A 24,121-nucleotide genomic window follows, 5' to 3' on the forward strand; every position below is an offset into this window, starting at 1 on the left:
AAAAAAGGAGGTAATTACATGTATATAAACAGCGATCCGTCCGCCACCCCAAAGCAGGGATTCCTTCAGGGAGAATTCCGCCTGTTCCACATAAAAGATAAAGTACAGCGCGCCTATGAGCCCCACTACCACGATTTTCTCAAGATCGTGGTACTTTTGGAGGGAAATGTGACCTATATCATAGAGGGACGATCCTATTCCCTCCGTCCCGGCGACATCGTGCTGGTGGACCGCGGACAGATCCACTGCCCCCAGGTGGATGCCTCCTCCCCCTATGAGCGGCTGATCCTGTATCTGTCTCCTGATTTTCTGGACCGGTACCGGGAAGGCGCCTCCTCCCTGGACAGCTGCTTTTCCACCGCCGCCTACCGCCACTCCAATGTGCTGCGGCTAAAGGATGAAGCCCGCCATCTTACCATCTCCCTGCTAAAGAAACTGGAACACGCCCAGAACTGGCAGGAGGAGGAGTTTGCAGGCCCCCTGTACTGCCGCCTGCTGTGCCTTCAGTTCCTGGTGGAATTAAACCGTGTGTCTCTGGACGATAATGCCCAGTATCTTCCGAACGGCGCCCTGAATTACCGTGTGTCAGGCCTCATCTCCTATATTAATGAACACCTCTGCGAGGACCTGAGCATCCGCAGCCTTTCCGCCTTAAACTGCGTCAGCCCTTACCACATGATGCGCATATTTAAGGAGGAAACAGGATACACCATCGGAAACTATATCACGGAAAAGCGCCTTTTAAAGGCCCGCAGCCTGCTGGCCGAAGGCACGGGGGCAACCCAGGCCTGCTATCTGTCGGGCTTTAACAATTACTCCACCTTTCTCAGAGCCTACAAGCAGCACTTTGGAGAGCTGCCCAAACGCTCCATGTGTGCTAAAAAAACCTAAAAATAATAAAGTATTTTTTAAAATTCATTGAAATTTTTATAATATCTGTTATAATATATTCATTGTTTTCCCATTGAGGACAGTTGTCTTTGCTGCATGAACACGCGCTGGCAAATCCGCTGTGATCAATGAACTATCAAGCAAAACAGGAGGAATGTATTATGAGAATCAGGAAAATCATGGCTATTACCATGGCTGCATGTCTGGCTGTTGGCGCCCTTGCAGGATGCGGCAAAAAGGCGGAGGACAAAGTCATCAAGATCGGCGTATTTGAGCCAACCACAGGAGAGAACGGAGGCGGCGGCTTCCAGGAAGTACTGGGCATCCGCTATGCCAATAAGATCCATCCCACTGTAAAGATAAACGGCGAAGACTACAAGGTAGAGCTGGTGGAGGTTGACAACAAGTCCGACAAGACCGAGGCTGTCAATGCTGCCCAGAAGCTGGTAAGCGAGAAGGTAAGCGTTGTTCTGGGAAGCTATGGCTCCGGTGTGTCCATTGCCGCGGGACAGATTTTCGCAGATGCAAAGATTCCGGCCATCGGTTGTTCCTGCACCAACCCACAGGTAACCGAGGGCAATGACTACTACTTCCGTGTATGCTTTATCGATCCTTTCCAGGGCACTGTAATGGCCAACTACGCATTCCAAAACGGTGCGAAGAGCGCGGCCGTGATCACACAGCTGGGCGATGACTACTCCTCAGGACTGGGTTCTTTCTTTAAGGACGCATTTGCCAAATTAGGCGGCGATATCGTGAGTGAAGAGCAGTTCCAGACCAACCAGACTGATTTTAAGGCAATCCTGACCAATATTAAGGCGGCTAACCCTGATATCATCTTTGCTCCTTCCTCCATCACCACTGCCCCCCTTATTATCAAGCAGGCAAGGGAACTGGGGATCACCGCAACCATTGCTGCCGGTGATACATGGGAGAACTCAACCATCATTGAGAATGCAGGCAAGGATTCCGAGGGCGTTGTGCTCTCCACCTTCTTTGACGAGGCCGAGCCGGCCAATGACGAGGCTTCCTCTTTCATCAAGGGCTTTAAGGAGTATCTGGTAGAGAATAAGCAGGAGGATATCATTCCGGCCGTATCCGCCCTGGGCTATGATTCCTACCTGGCGGCCATCAAGGCAATTGAGACAGCAGGCTCCACTGACACATCCGCGATCCGTGACGCGTTACAGGGTGTCCAGATCGATGGCGTCACAGGAAGCATTACCTTTAACGAGACAGGTGATGCCAACAAGGATATCGCTTTCATCAAGACGATCAAGGACGGCAAGTTCCAGTTCCTTACAACCACAACGGTAGAGTAAGACCATAGTTACATATGACACAGAGGCCGCAGGCGGCAGCCAATGCCCTGCGGCCTTTCTCCAGCTTTACCGATTTATGCCCATTCAGGATACTACTATTAAAAAACAGGAGGCAGACTCTTATGAGTTTAACAACATTTCTTCAGCAGTGCCTGACCGGTATTTCCCTTGGAGGCGCCTATGCGCTGATTGCCATTGGATATACGCTGGTCTACGGCATCCTCCGTCTGATCAACTTCGCCCACGGCGACATTTTCATGATGGCAGGTTATTTTATGATCTTCGCAATGGCAAGTCTTCCATGGTTCATCGCGATCCCGGTGACGCTGCTTGTCACCGTTGTACTGGGTGTGTCCATTGAGCGCGTGGCTTACCGCCCCCTGCGCTCCGCCCCAAGGATGTCCGTTATGATTTCTGCCATCGGCGTTTCCTACCTGCTGCAGAACCTTGCCACCTATCTGTTCACAGCCCTTCCAAAAGGCTATCCGGAGATCCCTTTCCTGAAAAGGATCTATCAGATCGGCGGACTGTCCGCTTCCTTCGTGACCTTTCTGACCCCTGTCCTGACCCTGATCCTGGTGTACCTGCTGATCGCCCTGATCAACCACACCAAGATCGGAATGGCAATGAGGGCCGTATCCAAGGATTATGAGACAGCATCCCTGATGGGTATCAAGATCAATAAAACCATCTCCTTTACCTTTGCCATCGGCTCCCTGCTGGCCGGCATCGGCTCCATCCTTTATTTCACGGACCGTATGACCGTATTCCCGTTCTCCGGCGCCCTGCCCGGGCTCAAGTGCTTTGTGGCAGCTGTATTCGGCGGGATCGGAAGCATCCCCGGCGCTGTGATCGGAGGCTTTATCCTGGGGCTTGGAGAGACAGCCCTGGTTGCCATGGGCCAGTCCACCTTCAGCGATGCATTTACATTTATCCTGTTGATCGTTATGCTTCTCATCCGTCCTACCGGCCTCTTTGGTGAGAAGACAACCGATAAAGTGTGAGGTGGCCAACATGAAAAATATGACAAAGAACAAAAACAAAGTTTATACCATTATTGCCCTGGCCGTGCTGATCGGCATCCTGGCCTTTCTTCAGTCTGACAAAGCGGAGTACAGCTACCAGATATCCATTCTGGAACGAAGCGCCATCTATGCGGTGGTGGCTGTTTCCATGAACCTTTTAACCGGCTTTACCGGACTGTTTTCCCTGGGCCAGGCGGGTTTTATGGCCATTGGCGCCTATGTTGTGGCCATTTTCACCATCCCGGTGGGCTCCCGAGCCAGCGTGTATTATGTAAGCGGCATTTCCCCTGTGATCGCCAATGTACAGCTTCCCATTCCCGTGGCCCTTCTCCTTGGCGGACTGGCCGCAGCAGGGCTGGCAGCCCTGATCGGAATCCCTGTGCTGCGCCTTAAGAGCGACTATCTGGCCATTGCGACCCTGGGATTTTCAGAGATCATCCGGGCCTTTATCGCAGCCCCCATGTTTGACACCATTACCAACGGCTCCTACGGCTTAAAGAGCATTCCGGGATTTCCCAATATCTTTGCGGTATTCGGACTGGCAGCCCTGTGCATCGGCCTTATGATGCTGCTGATCAATTCCTCCTATGGCCGGGCCTTTAAATCCATCCGTGAGGATGAGATCGCCGCCCAGTCCATGGGCATCAACCTGTTCCACTACAAGGAGCTTTCCTTTGTCATCTCCTCCTTTTTCACAGGCGTGGGCGGAGGAATGCTGGCCATGTTCATGCGCTCCATTGATTCCAAGACCTTTCAGGTGGCCCTTACATACGACATCCTGCTGATCGTGGTCCTGGGCGGCATCGGAAGCGTGACAGGCAGCGTGCTGGGATCCTTTGTGGTCACTGCCGGCCGCGAGGCACTGCGTTTCTTTGACGATCCGCTGACCATTGCCGGTATTCACATCCCATTGTTCCGTTCCGGCTTCCGTATGGTCATCTTCTCCATCCTGCTGATGGCAGTGGTGCTCTTTTACAGCCGCGGCATCATGGGAAACAAGGAGTTTTCCTGGGAAGGGCTGTTCCGCCTGATCAGGGGCATCCCCCATAAGCTAAAGGGGAAAAAGAAAAAGGCCTCAGCCTCAAAGAAGGGGGGCGCACAGTAATGGACACCATTAAGAATGTACTTCATATGGATCATGTGACCATGCAGTTTGGCGGCGTGGTTGCTGTGAACGGACTGTCGCTGGATGTAAATGAACACGAGATCGTGGCCCTCATCGGTCCCAACGGCGCTGGAAAGACAACCGCCTTCAACTGTGTCACCGGTATCTACCAGCCCACCTATGGCTCTGTATCCTTTAACAGCCAGGTCATACTGGCGGATACGCCCCAGGGCAAGATGCGCCGTCTCTATGCAGGTGATGTGGAGCCCACTGCCCTGACACCGGTGCGCAAGACGCCGGACCAGATTACCAGGCTGGGGATTGCCAGGACCTTCCAGAACATCCGTCTGTTCGGCAACCTGACCGTGTTTGAAAATGTACTCATTGCCAAGCACATGCGGGCAAAACAAAATGTATTTTCCGCCGCCCTGCGCCTAAACCACGCGGAGGAAAAACGGATGAGGGATGAATCCCTCAGCCTTTTGGAAATGCAGGGCCTGGTGCATCTGAAGGATGAGACTGCCTCCTCCCTGCCTTACGGCCTCCAGCGCCGCCTGGAGATCGCCAGGGCACTGGCAACCAGCCCCAGCCTGCTGCTCCTTGATGAGCCTGCTGCGGGCATGAATCCCCAGGAAACCCAGGACCTCACTGATTTTATCAAACAGATCCGTGACGATTACCACCTGACCATTTTCATGATCGAACACCACATGGATCTTGTTATGCAGATATCAGACCGTATCTATGTGCTGGATTTTGGCAAGCTCATTGCCCAGGGCACACCGGATGAGGTCCAGAACAATCCAAAAGTAATTGAAGCATACCTGGGGGTGAGTGACGATGTTAACGATTAAAGACCTGAGAGTAAATTACGGCGGGATCGAGGCGGTGAAGGGAATCAGCTTTGAGGTTCCTGAAAAATCCATTGTCACCCTGATCGGTGCCAACGGAGCGGGCAAGAGCACCACCCTGCGCTCCATCACCGGCCTGGTAAAAGCCTCCGGCGGTTCCATCCAGTTTGACAATGCAGAACTCCTTGGCATGGATACACCTGATATCGTGGCCAAGGGCATCACCCTGGTGCCTGAGGGGCGGCGGGTCTTCCCCGACATGACGGTGATTGAAAATATTAAGATCGGCGCTTATCTGAGAAGCGATTCCCTGGAAGACGACATCAACTGGGTCTACGACCTGTTTCCCCGCCTAAAGGAGCGAAGCTGGCAGCTGGCCGGCACTCTTTCCGGCGGTGAACAGCAGATGCTGGCCGTTGCAAGAGCTCTGATGAGCCATCCTAAGCTGATGATGATGGATGAGCCGTCCCTTGGCCTGGCCCCCCTGATCGTCCAGGATATATTTAATATTATCAAGGAGATCAATAAACAGGGAGTGACCATCCTCCTCATCGAGCAGAACGCCAACATGGCACTGCGCATCGCAGACCAGGGATACGTGCTGGAGACAGGGCGGATCTCACTGACCGGTACCGGCAGGGAGCTGCTGGCGGACGAGTCGGTAAAGGCCGCGTATCTGGGAAAAAAGAAAAGCAATTCAAATATGGGTTAATAAAAGGGGGAGGCTCCATGGACTGGGCCTCTCCCTTTTATCTGTCATTCTATCCGCTTTGCATCCGCCTCTATTGCCAGCCGTTCCTCATTTTTCCCGGCCACACAGGTCACCAGTGTGACCCCGGCATCTCGGTCCGCTTTGCCACTTTCGTCTGCTTTGCCACTTTCACCTGTTTCCTCCTCTTTATCCCGCATGTTGGAAAAAAAGTCGGTCTGCGCAGGGATCCTGCGGCGGTCCGTAATATGGCACAGGAAATTATCCCCCTCTGCCGTGTACAGGTAAAAGGAGGCGTGTTCCCTATAATATTCATTATCCCAGTAACGCTTCAGGGAACCGAACATGGAACCGTTTTTCATGTTATGTCCATAGAGGACCATGTTCCCGCCCTCTGAGGGCAGACTGCTTCTGTAATCCATGAAAATGCATCCGGCCCCGTTATATGCACCGGAAAATGTCCTGGTCAGGTAATAGGAATTGTCCTCACCCCGGGTCACAGGATAGCTTACCGGCGTCCCGGGAATGTGGATCCATGCAATGATATGGGGATTCAGCTTTTTAAGGGCCTCAAAATCAACAGCCAGCATGGGCTCCTGCCCCCCGGCGGGCAGGCTGCCCGGAGACTGGGGATCAGGTTCCTGTCCGGAAGCCTTGGCTGTATACTGCCGAAGCTCCCCGTACTCCTTTTCCCCTTTCCTGTATTCATACAGGGAACGGCACAGCAGTCCCGCGGACACCAGAAAGATTGCCAGGACTGAAAGAATGGACAATGTCAGGACGGTACGCCTGATCCCCTGCTTTTTGACCATCACACCTGATCCTCTTTCCTGCGAGTCCTGAACCACAGAACCCCCAGGGCTGACAGCAGAAGGAAACTGACCGCGGTCATGGCTCCCAGCATAAGCAGCGGGGTGGTGTCCCCTGTTTTTGGAAGTGCTGCCAACGGGATCTCAGGATCAGGGATCATGACAGCCTGGGGAACCTCTGTGTCATCAATGGTGGTTACGCTTCTTCGGCCTCCGCCGCCTCCGCCGCCTCCACCACCTCCTCCGCCATTATCTGAGAATGTCTGGATCATAAATTCCCAGTCGATCTTGGCCAGCTGGTCGGCATAGACGCACGCTCCCGTTACCGGGTCACAGGTAATGGATGGATCCAGCTGCAGCTCCACCTGGATTTCCTCGGATGTACCACTTTTCAGATAACACAGGGGGATCAGTTCCTGGAGATTCTCACCTTCCCCGTATCTGGCGCCGGTCACCTTTCCTTCATAGAGGACACTGCCCTGGAATATGACTTTCATGGTGATCTTTTCCAGGAGCTCGTCTTTTATCTGCTCCTGCTCTCTTGGATCGATCCGCATATAGACTCTGGCAGTCTGGTTGGATGTGGTATTCTCCACCTTCAGGCGGTCTTTGTAAATACCTCCCGGAACCATGTCCGTAAAACTCATAAACCAGTTCCCTTCCTCCTCCCCGGTCCCTGAGCGGTAAGGTACATACTCAAGCCTCTGGCTTCCCCGGTTGTAGACCAGGGTCAGCTTCTTTTCCAGGCCTGAGGCGTCATAGACGCCGGGATCCGCCACCTGATCGGCCAGGTAGCGGATCACTTCCTGGTTAAACCCGCCGGTGAACGTATGCTCCACCGCCGCCTTGGTGGCCTGCACCGTGGTGGCCTTTATATCCATGGTATATCTGCTGCTGTCATACCCGTATTTGGCATTGGTGCGGGTCACGGTAATCTGCTTGTAACCATCCTCTGTCTTCTCATAATAGGTGTCTTTTCCCGTTATGGTGTTCTCCAGAAGGGGGTTCATGGTCACGCTTTCCAAAAACACCGGCGAGTCTTCCCCCGGCTGTATCACCCCTATGTAATACAATATATAATTTCCTGTCTCAGACGGCTCCTCATCCACCAGGAGCCACTTTCCCCTGGCATCCTCCACCTTGTCTGCATAGGGCAAATTCAGGCGTATGCCGGCATCCTGAGCCATTCCGGACCGGAGCACCATAACGGCTTCTTTATTAAATGCAGGAATTGCCGCATACTGGCGCTCTCCCTGGTCTGTTACAAAGTCAGGGGGCAGCGCTTCCCCCTCAAGGGGAGGGACCGCTGTCTCATTGCCATTCTGATCCAGGACGTAAACATTTTCCCGCCTGATCCAGCTCTGGTGGATCTCCACCCTGGCAATGGCGGGCACACCGCTCTCCAGGCTGCCGTCCTCTGCTTTCAGGTTGTTGGATACCCATACCTGCTTTTGTGTGGTTATACCTGGCTGCCAGTCATCCGGCTGGCGGAAATGCTCCTCAAGGCTGGTTTTGTACCTGGGAACCCTGTATTCATTGCCGGTCCGTATTACCTGGGACCACGCCGCCCAGGTAGTTCCCACCGATGCAGCCGCCAGAACTGCCAGGCCCAATAACATGATCTTGCCTTTTTTCATAACATCAATCTCCTGTCCAAACGGATTACAGCTCTGCTTCCAACAGGCGTTTATGCCTTTTCCTCCCGCTTCTTTCCCGGGCAGATAAAATCAAGTAATATCCCAATCACCAGGATCCCTCCCATGACCCCAATTGCCTGGGGTGTCCTGCCGCAGGTGACAAAGTATCCGGCATAGGGGATCTTCACATCAGCCGCCCTGCCTGCCACTCGGTCATATGAAACCGGGTTGGGGTCCGCAGTCTCATTGGCATCTCCCTTAGTGATAAAATCACGGCTCAGCTCCTGTTTTTCCACCACCCTGTGGGTGACCAGCGAGCCATCCTCACCTGCATGGAAGGTGATGGGGTCTCCCTCCTGAATCTGCTCAAAGGCGGCCCCTTTATAGTAGATCACACTCCCAACAGGAAAGGCGGGCTCCATACTTCCGCTGAGCACCACCACCGGCCGGTAACCGGCCAGCATGGGCGCTGCGATCAGAAGGTATCCCACAATGCACAGATACACGGGCCATGAAAGGATATTAAACAATTGTTTCAGAACGTTCATTCATCAGCCTCTGTATTATGGTGTAACGGTTTTATTCTCAAGATTCACGCCGTCCTCTGCATTAACTTGTACATTGGTCAATGCAGTGATATCGAAATCTTTCCAGGAATCGTTTACTGCATCAGCGGTGGCCTGGACAAACTCAGAGGTAACGGTCAGTGTGTAGTTGGAATCCCCGTAGCCCTTCTTATTGCTGTCCAAATTGGATTCGGATTTGCGGAACAGGCTCTCTCCCTCAGGAATAGACGTGACAGCTGCCAGGTCGCGTATATCTTTAAGGCCGTCATTATTCTCATCACTAACCTGGGTCCAGTCGATCAATGTCCAGGCACTGGTATTATCCAGATCCGGCTGTGTTGCCGCAACGGCATAGTACTCTTTTGTCTCATAGTGGCCAAGGTCGATATCCGTGGCCATGGTCAGCCCTTCCAACAGGTGGGTGGTGCTGGACTTATCTGATCCCTTTTTCTCCAGAACGCCGTTCCAGTACCAGTATCCGTCCCCTCCATCGATCCAGCCGTCATTGGTCAGGATGTTCTTATGTACCACGGTGCCGTCTTCTGCGGGTGCCAGGCCATCGGTGTCATTAACCTGGTCTGCGTCAAAGATTCCGCCGGCATAGGTCCCGTTGTCAAACAGTTCCGATTCGCTCAATATGGTTTTGTAGGGATCCGTTTCTCCCTTGTAGGACCAGTTTTCTTTCATGCTTACCCTGACAAGGACGGGATAATCTCCGGTATTCTCCGCCCCTACATTCTTATCCCACTTAGCGCCCGGCTTTAAATCTTCCGTTGGCGGCGTGTAATCCTCCACCAGCTGGGTGGTATATTTGCCCGTGCTCAACGGGTTATCCAGGGATGCCGTCTGTGAATAGTACGCAAATGTTCCTCCCACCAGGGCTAATGCTCCAAGCCCGATTCCTGCTGCTGCTTTCTTATTTAACTTCTTCATGTCTTTTCCTCCTGCTTTTTCATATTATTATGCTTTTATTTTGTTATATTGGTCCGTCCATCAAAAAACATAGGCGGCAATAACCTGTTTGATCATTCTTTTATGGACAGCTGAACTTACTTCTGGACCTCTGATTCGCTGATCAGCTTCCACTCACATCCAAGCTGCTTAAAATCAAAGACACCGCCTTCTCCAAAAACCGTGTTGACGGCCTGGTCCGTTGCCTGTACGGTCTGGGCTGCCACCACCAGGGTATAATCAGCGTCACTGTACCCGGCCAGCCTGGCATCTGTGAGATCAGTAACTGATTTCATAAAGGTTATCTGGTTTCCATCCGCTTTCAGGCGCTCATTCATTTCCCTGGTGGAAATGTAATCATATCCAAGAGGGCTGGACGCATTGCTGGCCGTGGCGAATTCCACCCAGTCGTTGCTTCCATTTTCAGGTCTTTGACCCGTGGTGGCATAATACCGGATCTCCTTGTAGGAACCCATATCCACATTTTCCGCCAGGGTCACTCCGTCAAGGAGCTTGGTTGTCTCCGCAATTTCATGGCTGCCATCCTCTTTCTCTACTGCGCCGGGAAGGACATACATATAGTAATAATATCCATCCGCCGGATTATAAACCCAGCCGCCGTCCGGCATCATGCTTTTAAATACCACTGAGTCATCCGCGTCAGGATCGGCAATTCCGTCTTCCGGGTCACCCTGGTAAACATTCTCAAATGCATTGTTGGCATTGGATGGGCTTCCAATGGCGACCGGCCGCTCCTTTTCCTGGGAGGTGTCTGTAAAATAAAATTCCTCTTGTCCTCTGACCCACTTTTCCTGGAATTTCACCCGCACTACCACGGGTAGGGTACCTGTGTTACGGATTGTCACATCTTTATTCACACTGGTTCCAGGCCCCCAGTTCTCACCCTCCGAAGGCTTAAACTCTTCAACCAGTTCCGTATCATATTTCCCTGTATCAAATATGTTGGCGGCTGTCAAAGTCTGGTTAAAGTAAGCAAATGTCCCGCCGATCCCGGCCACTGCCAGCATTGCGGCCACTGCTATCACTTTTCCATTTATTCTCATTCTCCTGTCCTCCTGTATCATTCACCGGCCCGGCTGCCCTGACTCCATGTCAGTACGCCGCTGCTGTCTTCCTGAACCACCATATTCCACTGTGACTGTACCCCCAGTGCCGAATCATGTTCCTCAACAGGAACCGCCTCTGCATGGAAGGTCAGTTTATAAATCTTATCACTGTAATCCACGTCATGCCGGTCATTTGACACTTCATCGCTTAAACTGATGCTCTCAAGGATACAGTCCGTGGTTTTCCCTGCCGGGAGGACCTGTTTATAATACCGGTAGCTCTTTCCGTTCTCATCCGTATATGACTTTGACCAGAACTCAGTCTCCATGTTCATATAATCTACATTTCCCTCTGCTTGGCCGGAATCGGTCCAGACTCCCGGATTCCAATGTTTGATCACATGATCCGTGTCGTAGCCAGCCTCCTTTTCAAGGATAACAGGCGGGCTGCTCCCCTGTCCCTTTTGGCACCAGCTCTCCTGTGGCGGTACTTCAACACGCAGGAACAGGTCCATTTCACCTGCGTTTTGGAACGAAACTTTTTTAATCACTGTCTCTCCGGGCAGGAACGAGCTCTCCGGGTCGAAAATTTCCACCATGGCCGCCCCGCTGTGGGAAGTTCCCAGGGGATTGGCCAGGGTCATCACATCACTGTAATATGCCAATGTGACTGCAAATGACAGGAGCAATATAACCAGTATCAGGAGACCGGCTGTCTTTTTGTTTTTCAGCCGTGTATGGATCTCTAATCGTTTCAAAACAACCACCTCCTAATTTTTTCCGGAATCAACATTCCAGTTAATACTGCATCCATATTTATTGTTGTCCCAGTTATCCGGCGTCACTGAAATGTCCCTGTCAAAAAGCCGCTGCACTGCCTTCAAGCTGACATTCCAGTCATCGCTGGACTGCACGATCTCCATTGTGAAATGGAATTTATACTCCGCATTTTGATACCTCTGGTCCTCTATCCCTGACAAATCTATAAAATCCACGCCCCGGACCAGCTTTTCCGTACTGCGGTCCTGGATGCCTGATACGGAACCGGGAAGCACCTTTTTGTAGTAATACCATCCATCCTCCCCGCTTTCCCAATTGCCGTCCAATGAAAGGCTGGGGACAGCCAAAGGCAGAGACTGGCCGGATGCATCCACTATATGATTAGGGAGAACCGTGCCATCCTGTGCAATCCATGACTGCGCAAATGCAACTCTTAAAAACACATCTGCCTCCCCATTATTTGTAAAAGAAACCTCCTTTGCCCCCTGGTCCAGGTTTTCTGTTATACCCCCTTCTACAACAGGCGTCTTTATGGGATTTTCCAGTTGCATGGAGTGGATGACCGCGGCGCCTGTTACTCCGGCTGCAATGGATAGGGATACCAGCACGATCATTGGCAGCAGCTTGGATAAGACCTTTCTTTTATCCATAAAGATCATCTCCTTTCTCCAGTTTTCTCTGGCCGCGCGCTACACCTCTGTCTTCAACAAACACCATGATGCAGTCCGAGGTAAAGGCCGATGCCATATACTGAGGATTGTCACTTCCATGATATTCTGTAAACGGGTTCTCCGGCCTGAAATCCGTTCCCTCCCCATTTGTAAATCCCTTTACATTGGTGACTGATGCGGTGTGATGGAAATAGCTCTCATGGTCAGGGGTGTTTGTAAGAATCACCAGGATATCGTCACCTGGTTTCACTGTAACTTTGTCCCCGTTCTCAGCTCCTGAGAGCGCGTCTGCCGGTTCGCTTTCCATACGTGACATGGTGTATTCCATTGGTACGATCTCCGCAATGGAAAAGATCTGCCCTTCCTTGGAAGGAATCACAAGGATTGCCCCGCTTTCCTCTCCATTTCCAAGAGCAGTCTGTGTATAGACAGCTCCCTTACTGTCCAGAACCTGTATCACAAACTTGTAGGAAGAATCAATGGGTTCATTTTCAAGGCCGTTCTGTTCCACTGTCTTTTTGATCCTCAGTTTTGCCGCCAAAAGGGTATTGGTTATTTGAAACGGATTGGCGGATGTCCCCGTACCGCTGGAATCGTAGGATGCTGAATAAGAGTATCCGGAGGATAATACCGCCGTACTGCCATCCTCTATGGGCTGGCCCGCCTGGTCCAGTTCTCTCACCGTGTAAACATACGGCGGGGAGCTTCCATCGGCTTTTACAGGCAGGTCTTTCCAACCTGCTGTCCATTTGTTGGCATCGCTGAGTTTTACAGGTTCGCCAAAGGCCGCCCCATTCTGATACAGCTGGACCTCCAATATCTCAGGCCGCGTATGGTAGGCATTTTCATAATCCACCCATACTTTTTTCACTGCCAGGTCTTTCTGATTATAAGTATTGGTTATCACAGAGTGATCGCTGCTGTAAGTGACAATATATTGTCCCTCACCAATCTGTACCGTGCTTCCGGCTTCCACCTTATTACCGGAAGAGTCAACCTCATAGGGAACATAGTTGATCCTTGTCCCTCCAGAATCATACCCCGGCAGATTCTGCCATGTGCCGTACCAGTTATTAGAGCTGTCCAGTGTGATAATGTCACCCGTCCTTGTACTTCCATCCTTAAACAATCCCACCTGAACAGAACCCTCTCCGGCACCACCGACCCACTGTTTCCTCACATTGATATCCGTGAGCCGGGTATTAGTGATGGTCATCCCATTGATGCTTGATGTATAACCAACAATTGTTCCTATTTCCTCTACGGTATAAACATGCTCCTCATTTGAATTTACTTCCTTATATTTGGGCAGGTTATCCCACGTATACTCCCAGCCATTGGAGGCCTCCAGCCTGACCGCACTACCGTAGGAAGCGCCATCTTGTTTCAGCTGGACATAGATATATTCAGGCCGTTTCTTATCCTCATTATTTCCATCCAGCCACAGCTTCCGGACCGTGCGGGAAACCGTCTCGGATTCCGGGGTTGGGATTGATGTGACGCTTGGGAGTGTGAATTTCATGTAACAGCAGGAACCGGTTCCTCCTCTCTCTATAAAGAAGACCGACATGGTATGTTTCTGGTTCTTATCGCTTAGAAGGCCCTTGTTCTGCATCCATGACTTCAGGTCCACATAAGCGCCTTCCGCGGAATGGATTCCTCCCAGATCAACGTCACTTACCAAATTGCCGTCCACATACAGCCAGAAATCATCATCTCCCCTGAAGTAATAGTCCATGGGCCCGGTGTAATCTCCCAGGACAAACTCAAAGTCATAGCGCATTCCAAAAAACCAGTTGTGGGTGATCCCCTTTTTGTTCACGTCCTCATCATTTTGAGGGAATCCGTAATGGTTATAGCCAAACAGAGGATCTCTGTTTTTTCCGTTAACCGCGTTGTTGTAACTGACACTGTCCAAAGGCCAGAACAGGTTGGAATAAAGTTTTTTGGATCCGTTCCAGCTGTCACATGTATAGACGATCTGATCCAGGTTTTTCAAAAGTGTTTTTCCCGAACTGTCATATACGGATTCCAGTGTATAGGTGTCCCCCTGGCGTTCAAAACCCAGCTGATAGTTCGGCAGGTATTTCTTGGCATAATAGGTCACCTTTTTACCGTCCTTATATGTTTCACTGGTGGTGATATCCTGGGTTGCAAAAAGGCCCGGATCCTGATAATTAAACTTAATCGTATTGTCTGCGGCCAGGGTTTCTTTGGGAATCCCTGTCACCACGGAACCTGCATTGTTTGGCACCCCTGTATAACCATGGCGTATCTGTGCCTGGCCGTTTCCTCCGATCCCAACGCCGATGCGGGTGGAGCTGTTTCCCAGGGAGGTATTGTTCATTCCCACCTTGCTGGTGTTAAGGGTTCCATGGTTCCCATCCGTGGTCTTTCCTTCCACCGTAACATTATAATCGTGGAATCCCGTATATCCCTTAATGGTGCCCGAGGTAGGCACATAGTTGATTTTTATCTTATTGTTGGCCGCAGTGAGATAGATCTTCTGGTCTGTGGCATTTTCCGTAAAGGTCTGTCCATTGGGGTAATTCGCATTGGTTATGGTCACGCTTTTTACCGTATAATTACCGCCCAGGGCAACCTTACTCCAGTTGGAGACTGCAATAGAGTAATCCACCCCTGTGCCTGATCCATTGGGCAGGGTCAGGTTATCATCGCTGTATATTTTTACCTCCTGCTTTGCATACGTGCTTCCGCTTTGGGCTCCCGGATACAGTCTGTTCCCGGAGACAGATTCCTTTATTTTACCACTATTGTCAAATGTCATCTTATCCAGCTGTGCCCAGTGTTCCACTGTCACAGGCACTTCTTTTGCCTCCGGCACGTTGACCACAATGTATATGGAAAAATGATCTGTTTCCATCACTACAGTTCCGTCAGATGCCACCGTGCTGTTCATCTCATTTGCTACAACCTGCGTTTCATCCAGATGGTAGACTTTGATCTCATCTCCTCCGGATTGGATCCGTTCACTGGGGTCTGCCGGTTCCTCCTGCCGGGACAACACCTGGATTGCACCCGGTACATCCGCCAGCGTGTTGGATGCAGCCGCAGGATCACGCTTTTCCAGCTCCAGATTTTTAAAGGCTACATTGATAGGGCCTACCGGTTCAACCTCAACCCCGTCCGCGTAGAGCTTTATATCCAGGGCTTTGTAGGATTGAATAGAGATCCCCTCCTCCTGAGACTTTTTCTCCAACGCCTCGTCCACCTGGGCCATATGCTCCTGCCCTACTTCGGAGACTCTCACAGCCATCTGGTCCGCCTCAGGAAAGGAATCCACTGGTCCGCTTACCGTAACGGCAGCATTCCCAATCCGGCCTTCCAGGGAGATCTCCCCGTCACCTGTTACAATCAGTGAGAATCCCTGGGTGGATTTGCAGGTTTTTCCTTTTATCTTGCTCTCCTGGGTAATCTTTCCAAAATAGATCCCGGGGCTCACATTCCCGGACACGCGGTACGAACAGATCAGCATATTCTCCCTTACATCATCCACCATTGCCTTTCTCACCTTAAAGCCGTTTAACTTGGCGTTGTACATTTCAATCCTGTAATTTACTTTCCCAAGGTCTACCGTATAATCTTCGCTTTCCTCCTCATCTGCATTTTTCCGGGTTTCCCCGGCATCTTTTGCAGCGGTATCTTTATGTCCATTTGAAGGATCTTCCGATTTTGATTCAATTACAACCACGGATTCAGACCCCATTTTTTCACTTTGGTCCTGCTCTGTCACCCCTGTCTCTGTCAAATCCCCTTGAGCGTGTTCTGATGACATGGTTGGTGCTGCTTCTGTGTCTGCCGCTTCTGTGTCTGCCGCTTCTGTGTCTGCTGTTTCTGTGTCTGCTGCTTCTGTTAGTCCTGACTCGTCTGACGCCTGGGCTGTGGTTTCCTCTGGATCTGTTGATCCTGCCTCCATGGATGCCTGTGTCTGGTTTTCCCCTGAATCAGTGGGTGAAGATTCTGTGGATTCCTGTGTCTCGGTTTCCCCTTGCTCGGCGGCCGCTTCCCCAGCGGAGGGCAGAGGAGTGGTTCCCTCAGTCTCCGTGGGTGCCTGTGTCTCGGTTTCCCCTGACACTGTCGGCAATGCCTCTGTGGTTTCCTCTGTCTGGTTTTCTCCCGAATCAGAGGGTGCCTGGGCCTCAGTTTCCCGGGGTATGCCCGGGCCTTCTTCCGTCATCTCTTGTACCGGCTTTGTAGGTATATCCGGCCGGGCCTGTGACGGCGTGGCAGGAAGTGCTTCAGATGGCGTAGCCGGTGGAACGACCGGAACAGCCTCTGACGGTGTAGCAGGAGCAATATCTGCCTCATCCTTAAAGGAATCTTCCAGGATTGCGTCAAAATCAAACATGGATGCACGGATTCCCATAGTGACCATCTCACCTGTTCCTATTCGGTTTCCATCTTGGAATTCAACGGAATCCATATTCAGATAATTGACCGTATATAAAAAATTCTCACGGACGCGTATTCTCTTTTCTTCACCTTTTCCGTTAAACTGGAATTTTACCTGCTGGTTCCGTACCCCCTCAATATCTTCATCAATGGAAAATGTAAAACGTACTGAATAAATCTGCCCGGGAGCCAGTTCGATCCCATCGATCCGCTCCAGCCCTTTTGTGCCATCCTCATTTTCCGGAATACCTGTTTCCAGTGTGCCATCATCCGCTATACTATCATCCGGTATGCCGGTATCAAATGCATCTTCTTCTGACTCCTCCAAAAGAAAAAACTCCGCCGAGTCCGCCTGAATCCCCTTTGCGCTATATGTCAGTGTGCCATCTGTGACCACAGTTCCCGTCTCATTCTTAAGATGAACATCCAAGCTGACCAGCCCCCCTGGGCGGAAGTCCCCCTCCTCCGAAAAAATGCTGATTACCACATCATCCTTTTTTGAATTTTTGAAACTGGCATTGCTGACCATGGCCTTGGAAAATTCGCCAAGCTCCGACAGATCCGTCTCCTCCCGGTAGAACCTGTCGCCATATTCTTCGGCAAATGCAATCCCGGAATTGCCCAGTATCAGTATGCTTACAATGGTAAACGCCAAAAAACCAGACGTTATCCTCTTCCAGCCCGCTTCCAATCTCCGATTCATCATTTACCTCCTGTATGTTCTGCAAACTCTTATATTTTTCTTAATCTAGGACACTGTTCCTTAATGCTAATTTTATCAAAGGGGGTATCCTGCATCCTGCCACATCCAATGCATTTTCCCAATTTTCTATGTGCGGCGCAAAAATATCGCCATCCCGCATTGCAATGGCGATAAAAGTTTTATTCCAGCATGGACTTTTCCAGTTCCTGGGTCATGGTCACATGGTACCACAATTCTCCCCGGCTGCCCGGCATCTTATTGTAGGCGGATTCGATCCGCTGAAATATGATACTGCAGGATTCCTTGTTGATCCTTGTGAGAAGGAGGATATAGTGGCGGTTTCCGTACCGTGTATACGCATCCCCTTTTCTCAGGGAACTGCCGATCACGTCCTTCAGCAGCTCCATCTGGTATATGCGGTTGTCCTGCCCTCTTCTTTTTTCCTGCTGCCCCAGGGTGAGGAACATCAGCACCGGGTTCAGGTCATGGCGCTCCCTGGCCCGAAGCAGCAGGCGGCAGTAGTCAATAAAGCTTGGATATGTACAGTAATACGCTCCCGTGATAACGCCTTCCTCAAATATGGCCCTGGTGATATCTCCTTCCCTGCCCATAAAATACCGGTCCGTTATGTGCCATGCCTGAATGCTCCGTTTATGTTTCCGTTCAAACAGTTCCAGGTCTTCAAAACACTTCTGCATCTCCTCCGCCGGCGGACTCCCCATCTCCCTTGCGTAGAGTTCCATGGTTCTGTTATAAATATCAATGGCCTCCTCATACCGGTACATTTCCAGGCAGCACCGTATCTGCTCTGTCTGCCAATTCTCAAAGGGATAGACGGCAGATGCCCTGGTGTAAAGCTTCAGCAGGTTCTGGTAGTCATTATTGGATTTAAACGCCTGCTCCAACTCCCGGATCGTCTGCACATATAGGCGTTTAAAAGATTCACTCTTCTCATAAAACCACATGTCGGACTGGTTCATGGGCAGCAGCTCTCCGTAATAGTTTTGATTGGCCTGAAGGAACAGCGCGGTCCGTTCACCTCCCCGGCTCCCCTCTGCCTTATGTACCAGTGTTTCAAAATAGGCCGCATCTAATTCAACCTTAAAGCTGCTCTTCCACCTGCATATCCCATCCTGTATAACTACATATTCCTCCTCCGGAAGGCCGGAGGCCGCCAGCTGTCCCTTGAGCCGGTAGCACAGATTGTTCAGGTTTTTATTGCGGTTGCCCGCGTCAGTCCCCTCGCTCCACCCATAGAGGAAATCCATAATCTCACTTTTTGCAATCCCCTGCTCTCCTGATAGCAGCAGCATCTGGAAAAGACGCACGGATTTAGCGTTGCCTGTTTTATGGAACAGTATGTGGTCCTCCCCATAACGCATTGTAAATTTACCCAGCATCTGTACACGCAGAATCTTACCGCCCATACGGTCCGCCTCCTTTATCATCATGTGCCGGAGCCATTGCCCTGAAAAGCTCCCTGCTCCTGGTTTACAGCTGTATCATGCTGATCATGCGCATCAGTTCCAGGGCGCTTCTGAAATTTACCACCTTGCCCTTGGTGATCTTTCCTCTGATGCTTCCCTGCAAACTGGAGAACTGTCTGTATTTCACATAGACGATCAGCACTTCCCTGGCCTTTAACGCCTGCTTAAAGGGAATCTGGTCCATGGTGTACGTCAGGTTGCTCCTGTCCGCCTGTGGATGATGGGAACCGGCTTCCCTGTAACGCCTTTCCGTCTCCATATTCAGGAAGCGCGGATCCGTTGTTGCATGAGGCATACCAACCCAGTTGCACATCTCATCCAGTTTCAGCACCATGTCTCCCACTCCGCTGAACCATATGGGTTCCTTAAGGTAGCAGCTGTAAATTTCCCCGCACACTTCCCCCTCCTCGGTTCCCTGAATACAGACCAGCATGGTGCTGGACCGGTCCGATACCACCAGCTCCTCAATGCGTTTCATGGCTTCTTCGTCCTGTATGATCTCACTGCCCATCTCTTCGTCCCCTTTACTTAAAGTACCTTGGCTTCTATTTACAACAGAATTCCTCTTTTGTTGTAAATTTCTCCTTTGTAACTGTCTCCTCATCCATTCAATTCCCCGGATCATCTGAGGGAACAATAAAATAAGCACAATAAACAGGCTGGAAAAAATTTGATTTAGACCAGCTTATTTATTGTGCCGATAATTCAAAAAAATGTATGAGGCAATCACATTTCTATGGCAAACATAAAAAATATGTAGTATAATAACTCCAAACGATATCCTTTTGTTTACAACAAAAGAGGAATTCTGTTGTAATGTTCTATGAGCAGCCCCATTCGTTCCAACTGTCTGACATGTTTTTCCCCGCTTTCCATTGTATAGATACGTGTCGTGTTGACACTGCTGTGCCCCAGTATGTCTGACAGCCGCAGCAGATCCTTTTCCTGGCTGTAGTACACCCTTGCAAAGAGGTGGCGCAGATTATGGGGAAATATCTTTTTCGGATCGATCCCTGCCTTTATTCCGATTTTTTTCATCTCACGCCATATATTGCTGCGGTCCATGGGCTTTCCGCTTCGTGTCACAAAAATGGCGCCGGACTGTATCTTCCTTTTCCCCGCATACTCCTTAAGAAGCCTGCACAGCTGCTGTGTGAGAAAGATGGTCCTGACCTTTCCTTTGCAGTCCACCTGTGCAATCTGATTTTCCACCGCATCCACCGTAATATAGGAAAGTTCCGATATTCGTATGCCTGTGGAGCACAGGGTCTGAAGCAAAAGGCATAGCCGCTCATTTCCATTTACACGCGCAGCCTCCACCAGCCGCAGGTATTCCTCACGTTTCAGTTCCTTTTGTCCGGAACAGAAGACCTGCTGCTTCACTTTTATAAACTTAACCAGACAGTCATTCCATTCCAAGTACCGGAAAAATCCATTGACAGCAGCCAGGGCGCCGTTAACGGTCACCGGCGACAGATTTCCCCTAAGTGTTTCCTTCCAGGCCATAACCCTTTCTTTGGTAACTGCTGACCCATCCATAAACTGTTCAAACTGGTTCAGATAATATCTGTATTTATAAATGGTTCCCTGGCTCATCTCATTATGCTGCAGCCAGAGACAGTATTCTTCGATCGTTCCGCCTGCAATTGTTCGTTTCAACATGTCCGTTCCTCCTACTAGATTGTTTAGTGTACTCTCGGAGTCTCCCCGGCACCCATCTTTGCGGCTGAGATTCCGAGAGTACACTTTATGTTTCTTATTTTGCCGGGTAAATATAGAAAAGGAAGCCCGTATAAGGCCTCCTTTTAGCTTGGTTTTTTATTTCGCAAATCATACTCCCATTTCTGTTTTTCCCGTACAAAAATAAATATAACATTTTATTGTTAAAAAAATCAAGCAGCGGATCCCCTTTGCAAAGGAAATGCAGCAGAAGGAACATGCCGGACAGATGTCCGGCACAATTGATACCCTCAGTGGACAAGGGTATGATTCTTATAATGCTTTATCCTTACAGGCTGGTATACCCGTAGGAATTCACCAGCGCCTCCAGCTTCCTGCCCTGTTTGCAGAACGGGCAGTCCCTGTAATCATAGAACGCATATTCCGGAACATCTCTTTTATTAAATATAGAAGTGATCTTATGCCCGTTTATCTCATCCAGAGCACTGAATATGGCCGTGATCCCTCTCAGAACCCCTCCATAATACAGGACAGACTCGATCCCCTTATTCAGGGCAAGCCCGGTTGTGACCGATGCGGTCAGCAGGATCACATTCTTGCCCCGTATCATGGGCAGGATATTTTCCTTAAATACCATCTGGCTGTTGCTGTTGTACTCCGGCGTCACAATGTAGATGGTTTTGTGGGCATTCATGGAGAGAACTCCGGCTCCGGTCAGCTCCTGAGCCAGAAAACTTCCGATCACCTGGGTTCCCTCCAGGCACACAATGGTGTCCACAACCGTGTCATAGAGGAACATTCCCATCAGGCTTTTGGCAATCTCCTGCGCCTCACTGAGCCTTGTCTTCAGAGTAGTCATATCAATGTAATAATTGATATGGGCATGATTGGTGGCAAAGTGTCCGGGTGTAACCTTAAGCGGTGCCTCACAGCCGGTTGTATGTATCTTCACATACTTGTTATCCATAAAAACGCCCCCTTTTCAGTGGTTCACAACATCGGTATCTATCTATTATTATACTAAAGAATCACGTCTGATACAAGGGTTGAGTGAATCCAGGGCATGAATCCAGAACATGCAGCCAGGTCATTGGCAACAGTGCCCAATGGAAAATCCCCTCCATGAAAGTGAGCTGGAACTAAAGATCATTGAACTGTACAGCGTTTCCGGAAACCTGATCGGCCACGTCCCTGAAACAGGCGCCTTCCAGCACGCATCTCCCGGTTCGGCCGGGCCCTCGGCCAGGCCTTCAAATTCGCCTTGATGAGCCTGATTCTGGCAGCGGTCGGATCAAAAGCCGATATGATCCGGATCCGGCCCCGTCCTTCCATCCTCACCCAATCCGGTGATGCGGACACACTCCTGGGCTGTAAGACAGAAGTCAAATATATCTGCATTTTGAGCCATCCGCCCCGGGTTCATGGACTTGGTGATCGGAATAATATCCTGCTGCAGTTCCCACCGCAGGGCAATCTGGGCAGATGATTTATGGTACTTGCTGCCAATCTCACAGAGCACCTGGTTGTCTAACACGGTGCCATGGCCAAGGGGACTCCAGGCCTGTACCTGGATTCCCTTTTTCCTGCAGTAAGCAGCTGTATCCTTCTGGGTAAAAAACGGATGTATCTCCAGCTGGTCCGCCATTGGCTGTATATTGGCCTCCGCCTCAATATTTTCAATATGATGAGGCAGGAAGTTGCTCAGTCCAATGGCACGGACCAGTTTTTCATCATATAAGCGTTCAAAGGCTTTCCAGGTATTCCTGCTGACCTGCTTCCAATTGTCCCGGTACAGTGCAGGAATGGGCCAATGGATCAAATACAGGTCCAGGTATTCCAGTCCCAGAAGCCGAAGGCTTTCCTCACATGCGGCCAGAGTCTTGTCATATCCCTGTTCCGTATTCTTAAGTTTGGTTGTTACAAACAATTCTTCTCTTGGAATCCCCGATTCCCGGATTCCCGTTCCCACACTCTTTTCATTTCCATAGAGCTGGGCTGTGTCTATATGTCTGTACCCGGCGGCAATGGCATCTTTTACTGCCTGCACCGCCTCATTCCCCTCCGGTGTCCTCCATGTGCCATATCCCAGACAGGGGATCTTTACCCCATTCTTTAAAACAAAGCAGTCGCTTAAATGATTCATCTGAATGATCCTTTCATCCTATTCTTCAGTTAATAAAGCAATCGCGGCAGGAATAAAACCGCATCCGGGAAAAACGCCAGGAGTCCAATGGCCAGAAGGATCGCGGCTAAAAATGGGATCATGGACTTTGTGTATTCCTGCAGCGAACAGTCCAGTATGGTATTGACCGTGTACATACTCATTCCAACCGGCGGCGTATTAACGCCCATGGTAACTATCACACACATGAGAAGCCCCAGATGGACCGGGTCAATCCCCACGGACTGGCACATGGGGAGGAGGATGGGGGTCAGAAGCAAAATTACAACCGAGCCCTCCATGAACATTCCCACAAATACAAGAAGTATTATGATGAGTACAAGCACCAGCGCCGGATTGGTTGTGATCCCTGTAATAAATGCAGTCATCTTCTGAGGTATCTTGTCAATGGGAATCCCATAACCAAACAGCGCGGTCAGGGATACGATCATCATAATGGAGCCGATATCCCCAATGCTGTCCTTCAATGCCTTGAGGAAGGACTGAACGGTCAGTTCCTTATAGATAAATGCGCCCACAAACACAGAATAAAAGCAGGCAAATGCTCCCACCTCGGAAGGTGAGAAAAATCCCATCCTGATGCCCACCAGCAGAATCACAGGAAACATAACCGCCCATATGGTCTCCTTCAGGTTAATGCCGATCTCCCTTAAAGTGGCTCGTTCCCGGCGTATGGGCTTGTATCCCCTCATTCTGGCAATAACTGCCACAGACACCATCAGGACGATCATCATATAAAGCCCCACAAAGATACCGGCTGAGAACAGCTTGCCAATGGAAACGCTTCCTGTTGTACCGTAGATGATCAGCCCTACTCCCGGAGGGATCGTGGCTGTGATCAATGAAGTGAAGGTCAGCACATTGGCGGAAAATCCTTTGGAATAACCGCTCTTGATCATATCCGGGCCCAAAAGACGCGCCTCCATGGCTGCATCCGCGGTAGCTGAGCCGGACACGCCTCCCATCAGGGTGCTGAGCACCACGCTGGTCTGGGCAAGGCCGCCTCTCATATGTCCGGTGAGCAGTGTTGCAAGACTTACAAGGCGTTTTGTGACCCCTCCGTTATTCATCAGGTTTCCGGCCAGGATAAACAGAGGAATGGCAAGCATGGATATGCTCTGGACCTGGGTAAGGGGAAGCTGTGCAACATGGGTAAGAGGAAAATGAGTATTCTGCAAAAAGAACACCATTCCCGATGCACCGATTGCAAATGCAACCGGCACACCTATGATCAAAAGGATCAAAAATACGATAAAGACAGTAATCATAATG

At 50.5% G+C, this 24,121-nt stretch carries 20 protein-coding genes; 6 read left to right on the plus strand and 14 right to left on the minus strand.

The annotated features are described in order from the left end of the window. The first annotated feature begins 18 nt into the window (after positions 1-18). The 6 genes from ABID13_RS20575 (at position 19) to ABID13_RS20600 (ending at position 5,906) form a co-directional block, all read left to right on the plus strand. Positions 19-891: an AraC family transcriptional regulator gene (locus tag ABID13_RS20575; protein WP_045092308.1), complete on the plus strand. Its 873-nt coding sequence runs from the start codon at positions 19-21 to the stop codon at positions 889-891. 161 nt (positions 892-1,052) lie between these two features. Then, entirely contained in the window at positions 1,053-2,213 is a 1,161-nt protein-coding gene (locus tag ABID13_RS20580) for an ABC transporter substrate-binding protein (protein WP_007867301.1), read from the plus strand. Between the two features lie 122 nt (positions 2,214-2,335). Further along, entirely contained in the window at positions 2,336-3,217 is an 882-nt protein-coding gene (locus ABID13_RS20585) for a branched-chain amino acid ABC transporter permease (protein ID WP_007867304.1), read from the plus strand. Between the two features lie 10 nt (positions 3,218-3,227). Beyond that, positions 3,228-4,343 carry a branched-chain amino acid ABC transporter permease gene (locus tag ABID13_RS20590; RefSeq protein WP_007867306.1) on the plus strand — a complete coding sequence of 372 codons (1,116 nt, stop codon included), beginning with the start codon at positions 3,228-3,230 and terminating at the stop codon, positions 4,341-4,343. Then, positions 4,343-5,197, plus strand: a complete 855-nt coding sequence (locus tag ABID13_RS20595; RefSeq protein ID WP_045092309.1) for an ABC transporter ATP-binding protein — start codon at positions 4,343-4,345, stop codon at positions 5,195-5,197. Before ABID13_RS20590 ends, ABID13_RS20595 begins: the two co-directional genes overlap by 1 nt. Beyond that, the gene (locus tag ABID13_RS20600; RefSeq protein ID WP_045092310.1) at positions 5,184-5,906 is read left to right on the plus strand and encodes an ABC transporter ATP-binding protein; all 723 of its coding nucleotides are present in this window, start codon (positions 5,184-5,186) and stop codon (positions 5,904-5,906) included. The genes ABID13_RS20595 and ABID13_RS20600 overlap by 14 nt, the downstream gene beginning before the upstream one ends. Positions 5,907-5,950: 44 nt before the next feature. On the opposite strand, the gene ABID13_RS20605 is transcribed toward ABID13_RS20600, so the two are convergent. From ABID13_RS20605 to ABID13_RS20670, 14 genes are all read right to left on the minus strand, one after another. Further along, positions 5,951-6,715, minus strand: coding sequence for a class B sortase (locus tag ABID13_RS20605; protein ID WP_048929350.1), 765 nt, complete (start codon positions 6,713-6,715; stop codon positions 5,951-5,953). After that, positions 6,715-8,349: a BsaA family SipW-dependent biofilm matrix protein gene (locus tag ABID13_RS20610; protein ID WP_007867317.1), complete on the minus strand. Its 1,635-nt coding sequence runs from the start codon at positions 8,347-8,349 to the stop codon at positions 6,715-6,717. The genes ABID13_RS20605 and ABID13_RS20610 overlap by 1 nt, the downstream gene beginning before the upstream one ends. 50 nt (positions 8,350-8,399) lie before the next feature. Then, a complete protein-coding gene (locus ABID13_RS20615) occupies positions 8,400-8,897 on the minus strand; it encodes a signal peptidase I (RefSeq protein ID WP_007867320.1) in 498 nt (165 codons plus the stop codon). Positions 8,898-8,912: 15 nt separating this feature from the next. Continuing rightward, the gene (locus ABID13_RS20620) at positions 8,913-9,848 is read right to left on the minus strand and encodes a BsaA family SipW-dependent biofilm matrix protein (protein ID WP_007867322.1); all 936 of its coding nucleotides are present in this window, start codon (positions 9,846-9,848) and stop codon (positions 8,913-8,915) included. Positions 9,849-9,964: 116 nt separating this feature from the next. After that, complete coding sequence (locus tag ABID13_RS20625) at positions 9,965-10,930, minus strand: BsaA family SipW-dependent biofilm matrix protein (protein WP_045092313.1); 966 nt, start codon at positions 10,928-10,930, stop codon at positions 9,965-9,967. Positions 10,931-10,947: 17 nt separating this feature from the next. After that, the gene (locus tag ABID13_RS20630) at positions 10,948-11,691 is read right to left on the minus strand and encodes a BsaA family SipW-dependent biofilm matrix protein (RefSeq protein ID WP_048929351.1); all 744 of its coding nucleotides are present in this window, start codon (positions 11,689-11,691) and stop codon (positions 10,948-10,950) included. 12 nt (positions 11,692-11,703) lie between these two features. After that, on the minus strand, positions 11,704-12,363 hold the full coding sequence (locus ABID13_RS20635; RefSeq protein ID WP_007867333.1) for a hypothetical protein: 660 nt from the start codon (positions 12,361-12,363) through the stop codon (positions 11,704-11,706). Continuing rightward, on the minus strand, positions 12,356-17,500 hold the full coding sequence (locus ABID13_RS20640; protein ID WP_048929352.1) for a Cna B-type domain-containing protein: 5,145 nt from the start codon (positions 17,498-17,500) through the stop codon (positions 12,356-12,358). The genes ABID13_RS20635 and ABID13_RS20640 overlap by 8 nt, the downstream gene beginning before the upstream one ends. 179 nt (positions 17,501-17,679) lie before the next feature. Next, a complete protein-coding gene (locus ABID13_RS20645; RefSeq protein WP_007867337.1) occupies positions 17,680-18,927 on the minus strand; it encodes a bacterial transcriptional activator domain-containing protein in 1,248 nt (415 codons plus the stop codon). 64 nt (positions 18,928-18,991) lie between these two features. Beyond that, complete coding sequence (locus ABID13_RS20650) at positions 18,992-19,498, minus strand: hypothetical protein (protein ID WP_007867340.1); 507 nt, start codon at positions 19,496-19,498, stop codon at positions 18,992-18,994. Positions 19,499-19,776: 278 nt separating this feature from the next. Then, positions 19,777-20,649 carry a tyrosine-type recombinase/integrase gene (locus tag ABID13_RS20655; protein ID WP_007867341.1) on the minus strand — a complete coding sequence of 291 codons (873 nt, stop codon included), beginning with the start codon at positions 20,647-20,649 and terminating at the stop codon, positions 19,777-19,779. A 346-nt stretch (positions 20,650-20,995) separates the two neighbouring features. Further along, positions 20,996-21,634, minus strand: coding sequence for an orotate phosphoribosyltransferase (locus tag ABID13_RS20660; protein ID WP_007867344.1), 639 nt, complete (start codon positions 21,632-21,634; stop codon positions 20,996-20,998). A gap of 324 nt (positions 21,635-21,958) precedes the next feature. Further along, positions 21,959-22,810 (minus strand): aldo/keto reductase, encoded by an 852-nt coding sequence (locus tag ABID13_RS20665; RefSeq protein ID WP_045092319.1) that lies wholly within the window; start codon positions 22,808-22,810, stop codon positions 21,959-21,961. Between the two features lie 29 nt (positions 22,811-22,839). After that, positions 22,840-24,117: a TRAP transporter large permease gene (locus ABID13_RS20670; RefSeq protein ID WP_007867351.1), complete on the minus strand. Its 1,278-nt coding sequence runs from the start codon at positions 24,115-24,117 to the stop codon at positions 22,840-22,842. Positions 24,118-24,121: the final 4 nt, after the last annotated feature.

Origin of the sequence: Enterocloster citroniae, from assembly GCF_040545455.1 — a bacterium.
Taxonomy (GTDB): Bacteria; Bacillota; Clostridia; order Lachnospirales; family Lachnospiraceae; genus Enterocloster; species Enterocloster citroniae.

What these genes read in the sequence shown, in the direction of transcription:
- ABID13_RS20590 (WP_007867306.1), top strand. Translation starts at nt 3,228, where the DNA reads ATGAAAAATATGACAAAGAACAAAAACAAAGTTTATACCATTATTGCC.
- ABID13_RS20610 (WP_007867317.1), bottom strand. Translation starts at nt 8,349, where the DNA reads ATGAAAAAAGGCAAGATCATGTTATTGGGCCTGGCAGTTCTGGCGGCT.
- ABID13_RS20665 (WP_045092319.1), bottom strand. Translation starts at nt 22,810, where the DNA reads ATGAATCATTTAAGCGACTGCTTTGTTTTAAAGAATGGGGTAAAGATC.
- ABID13_RS20620 (WP_007867322.1), bottom strand. Translation starts at nt 9,848, where the DNA reads ATGAAGAAGTTAAATAAGAAAGCAGCAGCAGGAATCGGGCTTGGAGCA.
- ABID13_RS20575 (WP_045092308.1), top strand. Translation starts at nt 19, where the DNA reads ATGTATATAAACAGCGATCCGTCCGCCACCCCAAAGCAGGGATTCCTT.
- ABID13_RS20670 (WP_007867351.1), bottom strand. Translation starts at nt 24,117, where the DNA reads ATGATTACTGTCTTTATCGTATTTTTGATCCTTTTGATCATAGGTGTG.
- ABID13_RS20635 (WP_007867333.1), bottom strand. Translation starts at nt 12,363, where the DNA reads ATGGATAAAAGAAAGGTCTTATCCAAGCTGCTGCCAATGATCGTGCTG.
- ABID13_RS20600 (WP_045092310.1), top strand. Translation starts at nt 5,184, where the DNA reads ATGTTAACGATTAAAGACCTGAGAGTAAATTACGGCGGGATCGAGGCG.
- ABID13_RS20595 (WP_045092309.1), top strand. Translation starts at nt 4,343, where the DNA reads ATGGACACCATTAAGAATGTACTTCATATGGATCATGTGACCATGCAG.
- ABID13_RS20660 (WP_007867344.1), bottom strand. Translation starts at nt 21,634, where the DNA reads ATGGATAACAAGTATGTGAAGATACATACAACCGGCTGTGAGGCACCG.
- ABID13_RS20645 (WP_007867337.1), bottom strand. Translation starts at nt 18,927, where the DNA reads ATGGGCGGTAAGATTCTGCGTGTACAGATGCTGGGTAAATTTACAATG.
- ABID13_RS20655 (WP_007867341.1), bottom strand. Translation starts at nt 20,649, where the DNA reads ATGTTGAAACGAACAATTGCAGGCGGAACGATCGAAGAATACTGTCTC.
- ABID13_RS20580 (WP_007867301.1), top strand. Translation starts at nt 1,053, where the DNA reads ATGAGAATCAGGAAAATCATGGCTATTACCATGGCTGCATGTCTGGCT.
- ABID13_RS20615 (WP_007867320.1), bottom strand. Translation starts at nt 8,897, where the DNA reads ATGAACGTTCTGAAACAATTGTTTAATATCCTTTCATGGCCCGTGTAT.
- ABID13_RS20585 (WP_007867304.1), top strand. Translation starts at nt 2,336, where the DNA reads ATGAGTTTAACAACATTTCTTCAGCAGTGCCTGACCGGTATTTCCCTT.
- ABID13_RS20640 (WP_048929352.1), bottom strand. Translation starts at nt 17,500, where the DNA reads ATGAATCGGAGATTGGAAGCGGGCTGGAAGAGGATAACGTCTGGTTTT.
- ABID13_RS20650 (WP_007867340.1), bottom strand. Translation starts at nt 19,498, where the DNA reads ATGGGCAGTGAGATCATACAGGACGAAGAAGCCATGAAACGCATTGAG.
- ABID13_RS20625 (WP_045092313.1), bottom strand. Translation starts at nt 10,930, where the DNA reads ATGAGAATAAATGGAAAAGTGATAGCAGTGGCCGCAATGCTGGCAGTG.
- ABID13_RS20605 (WP_048929350.1), bottom strand. Translation starts at nt 6,715, where the DNA reads ATGGTCAAAAAGCAGGGGATCAGGCGTACCGTCCTGACATTGTCCATT.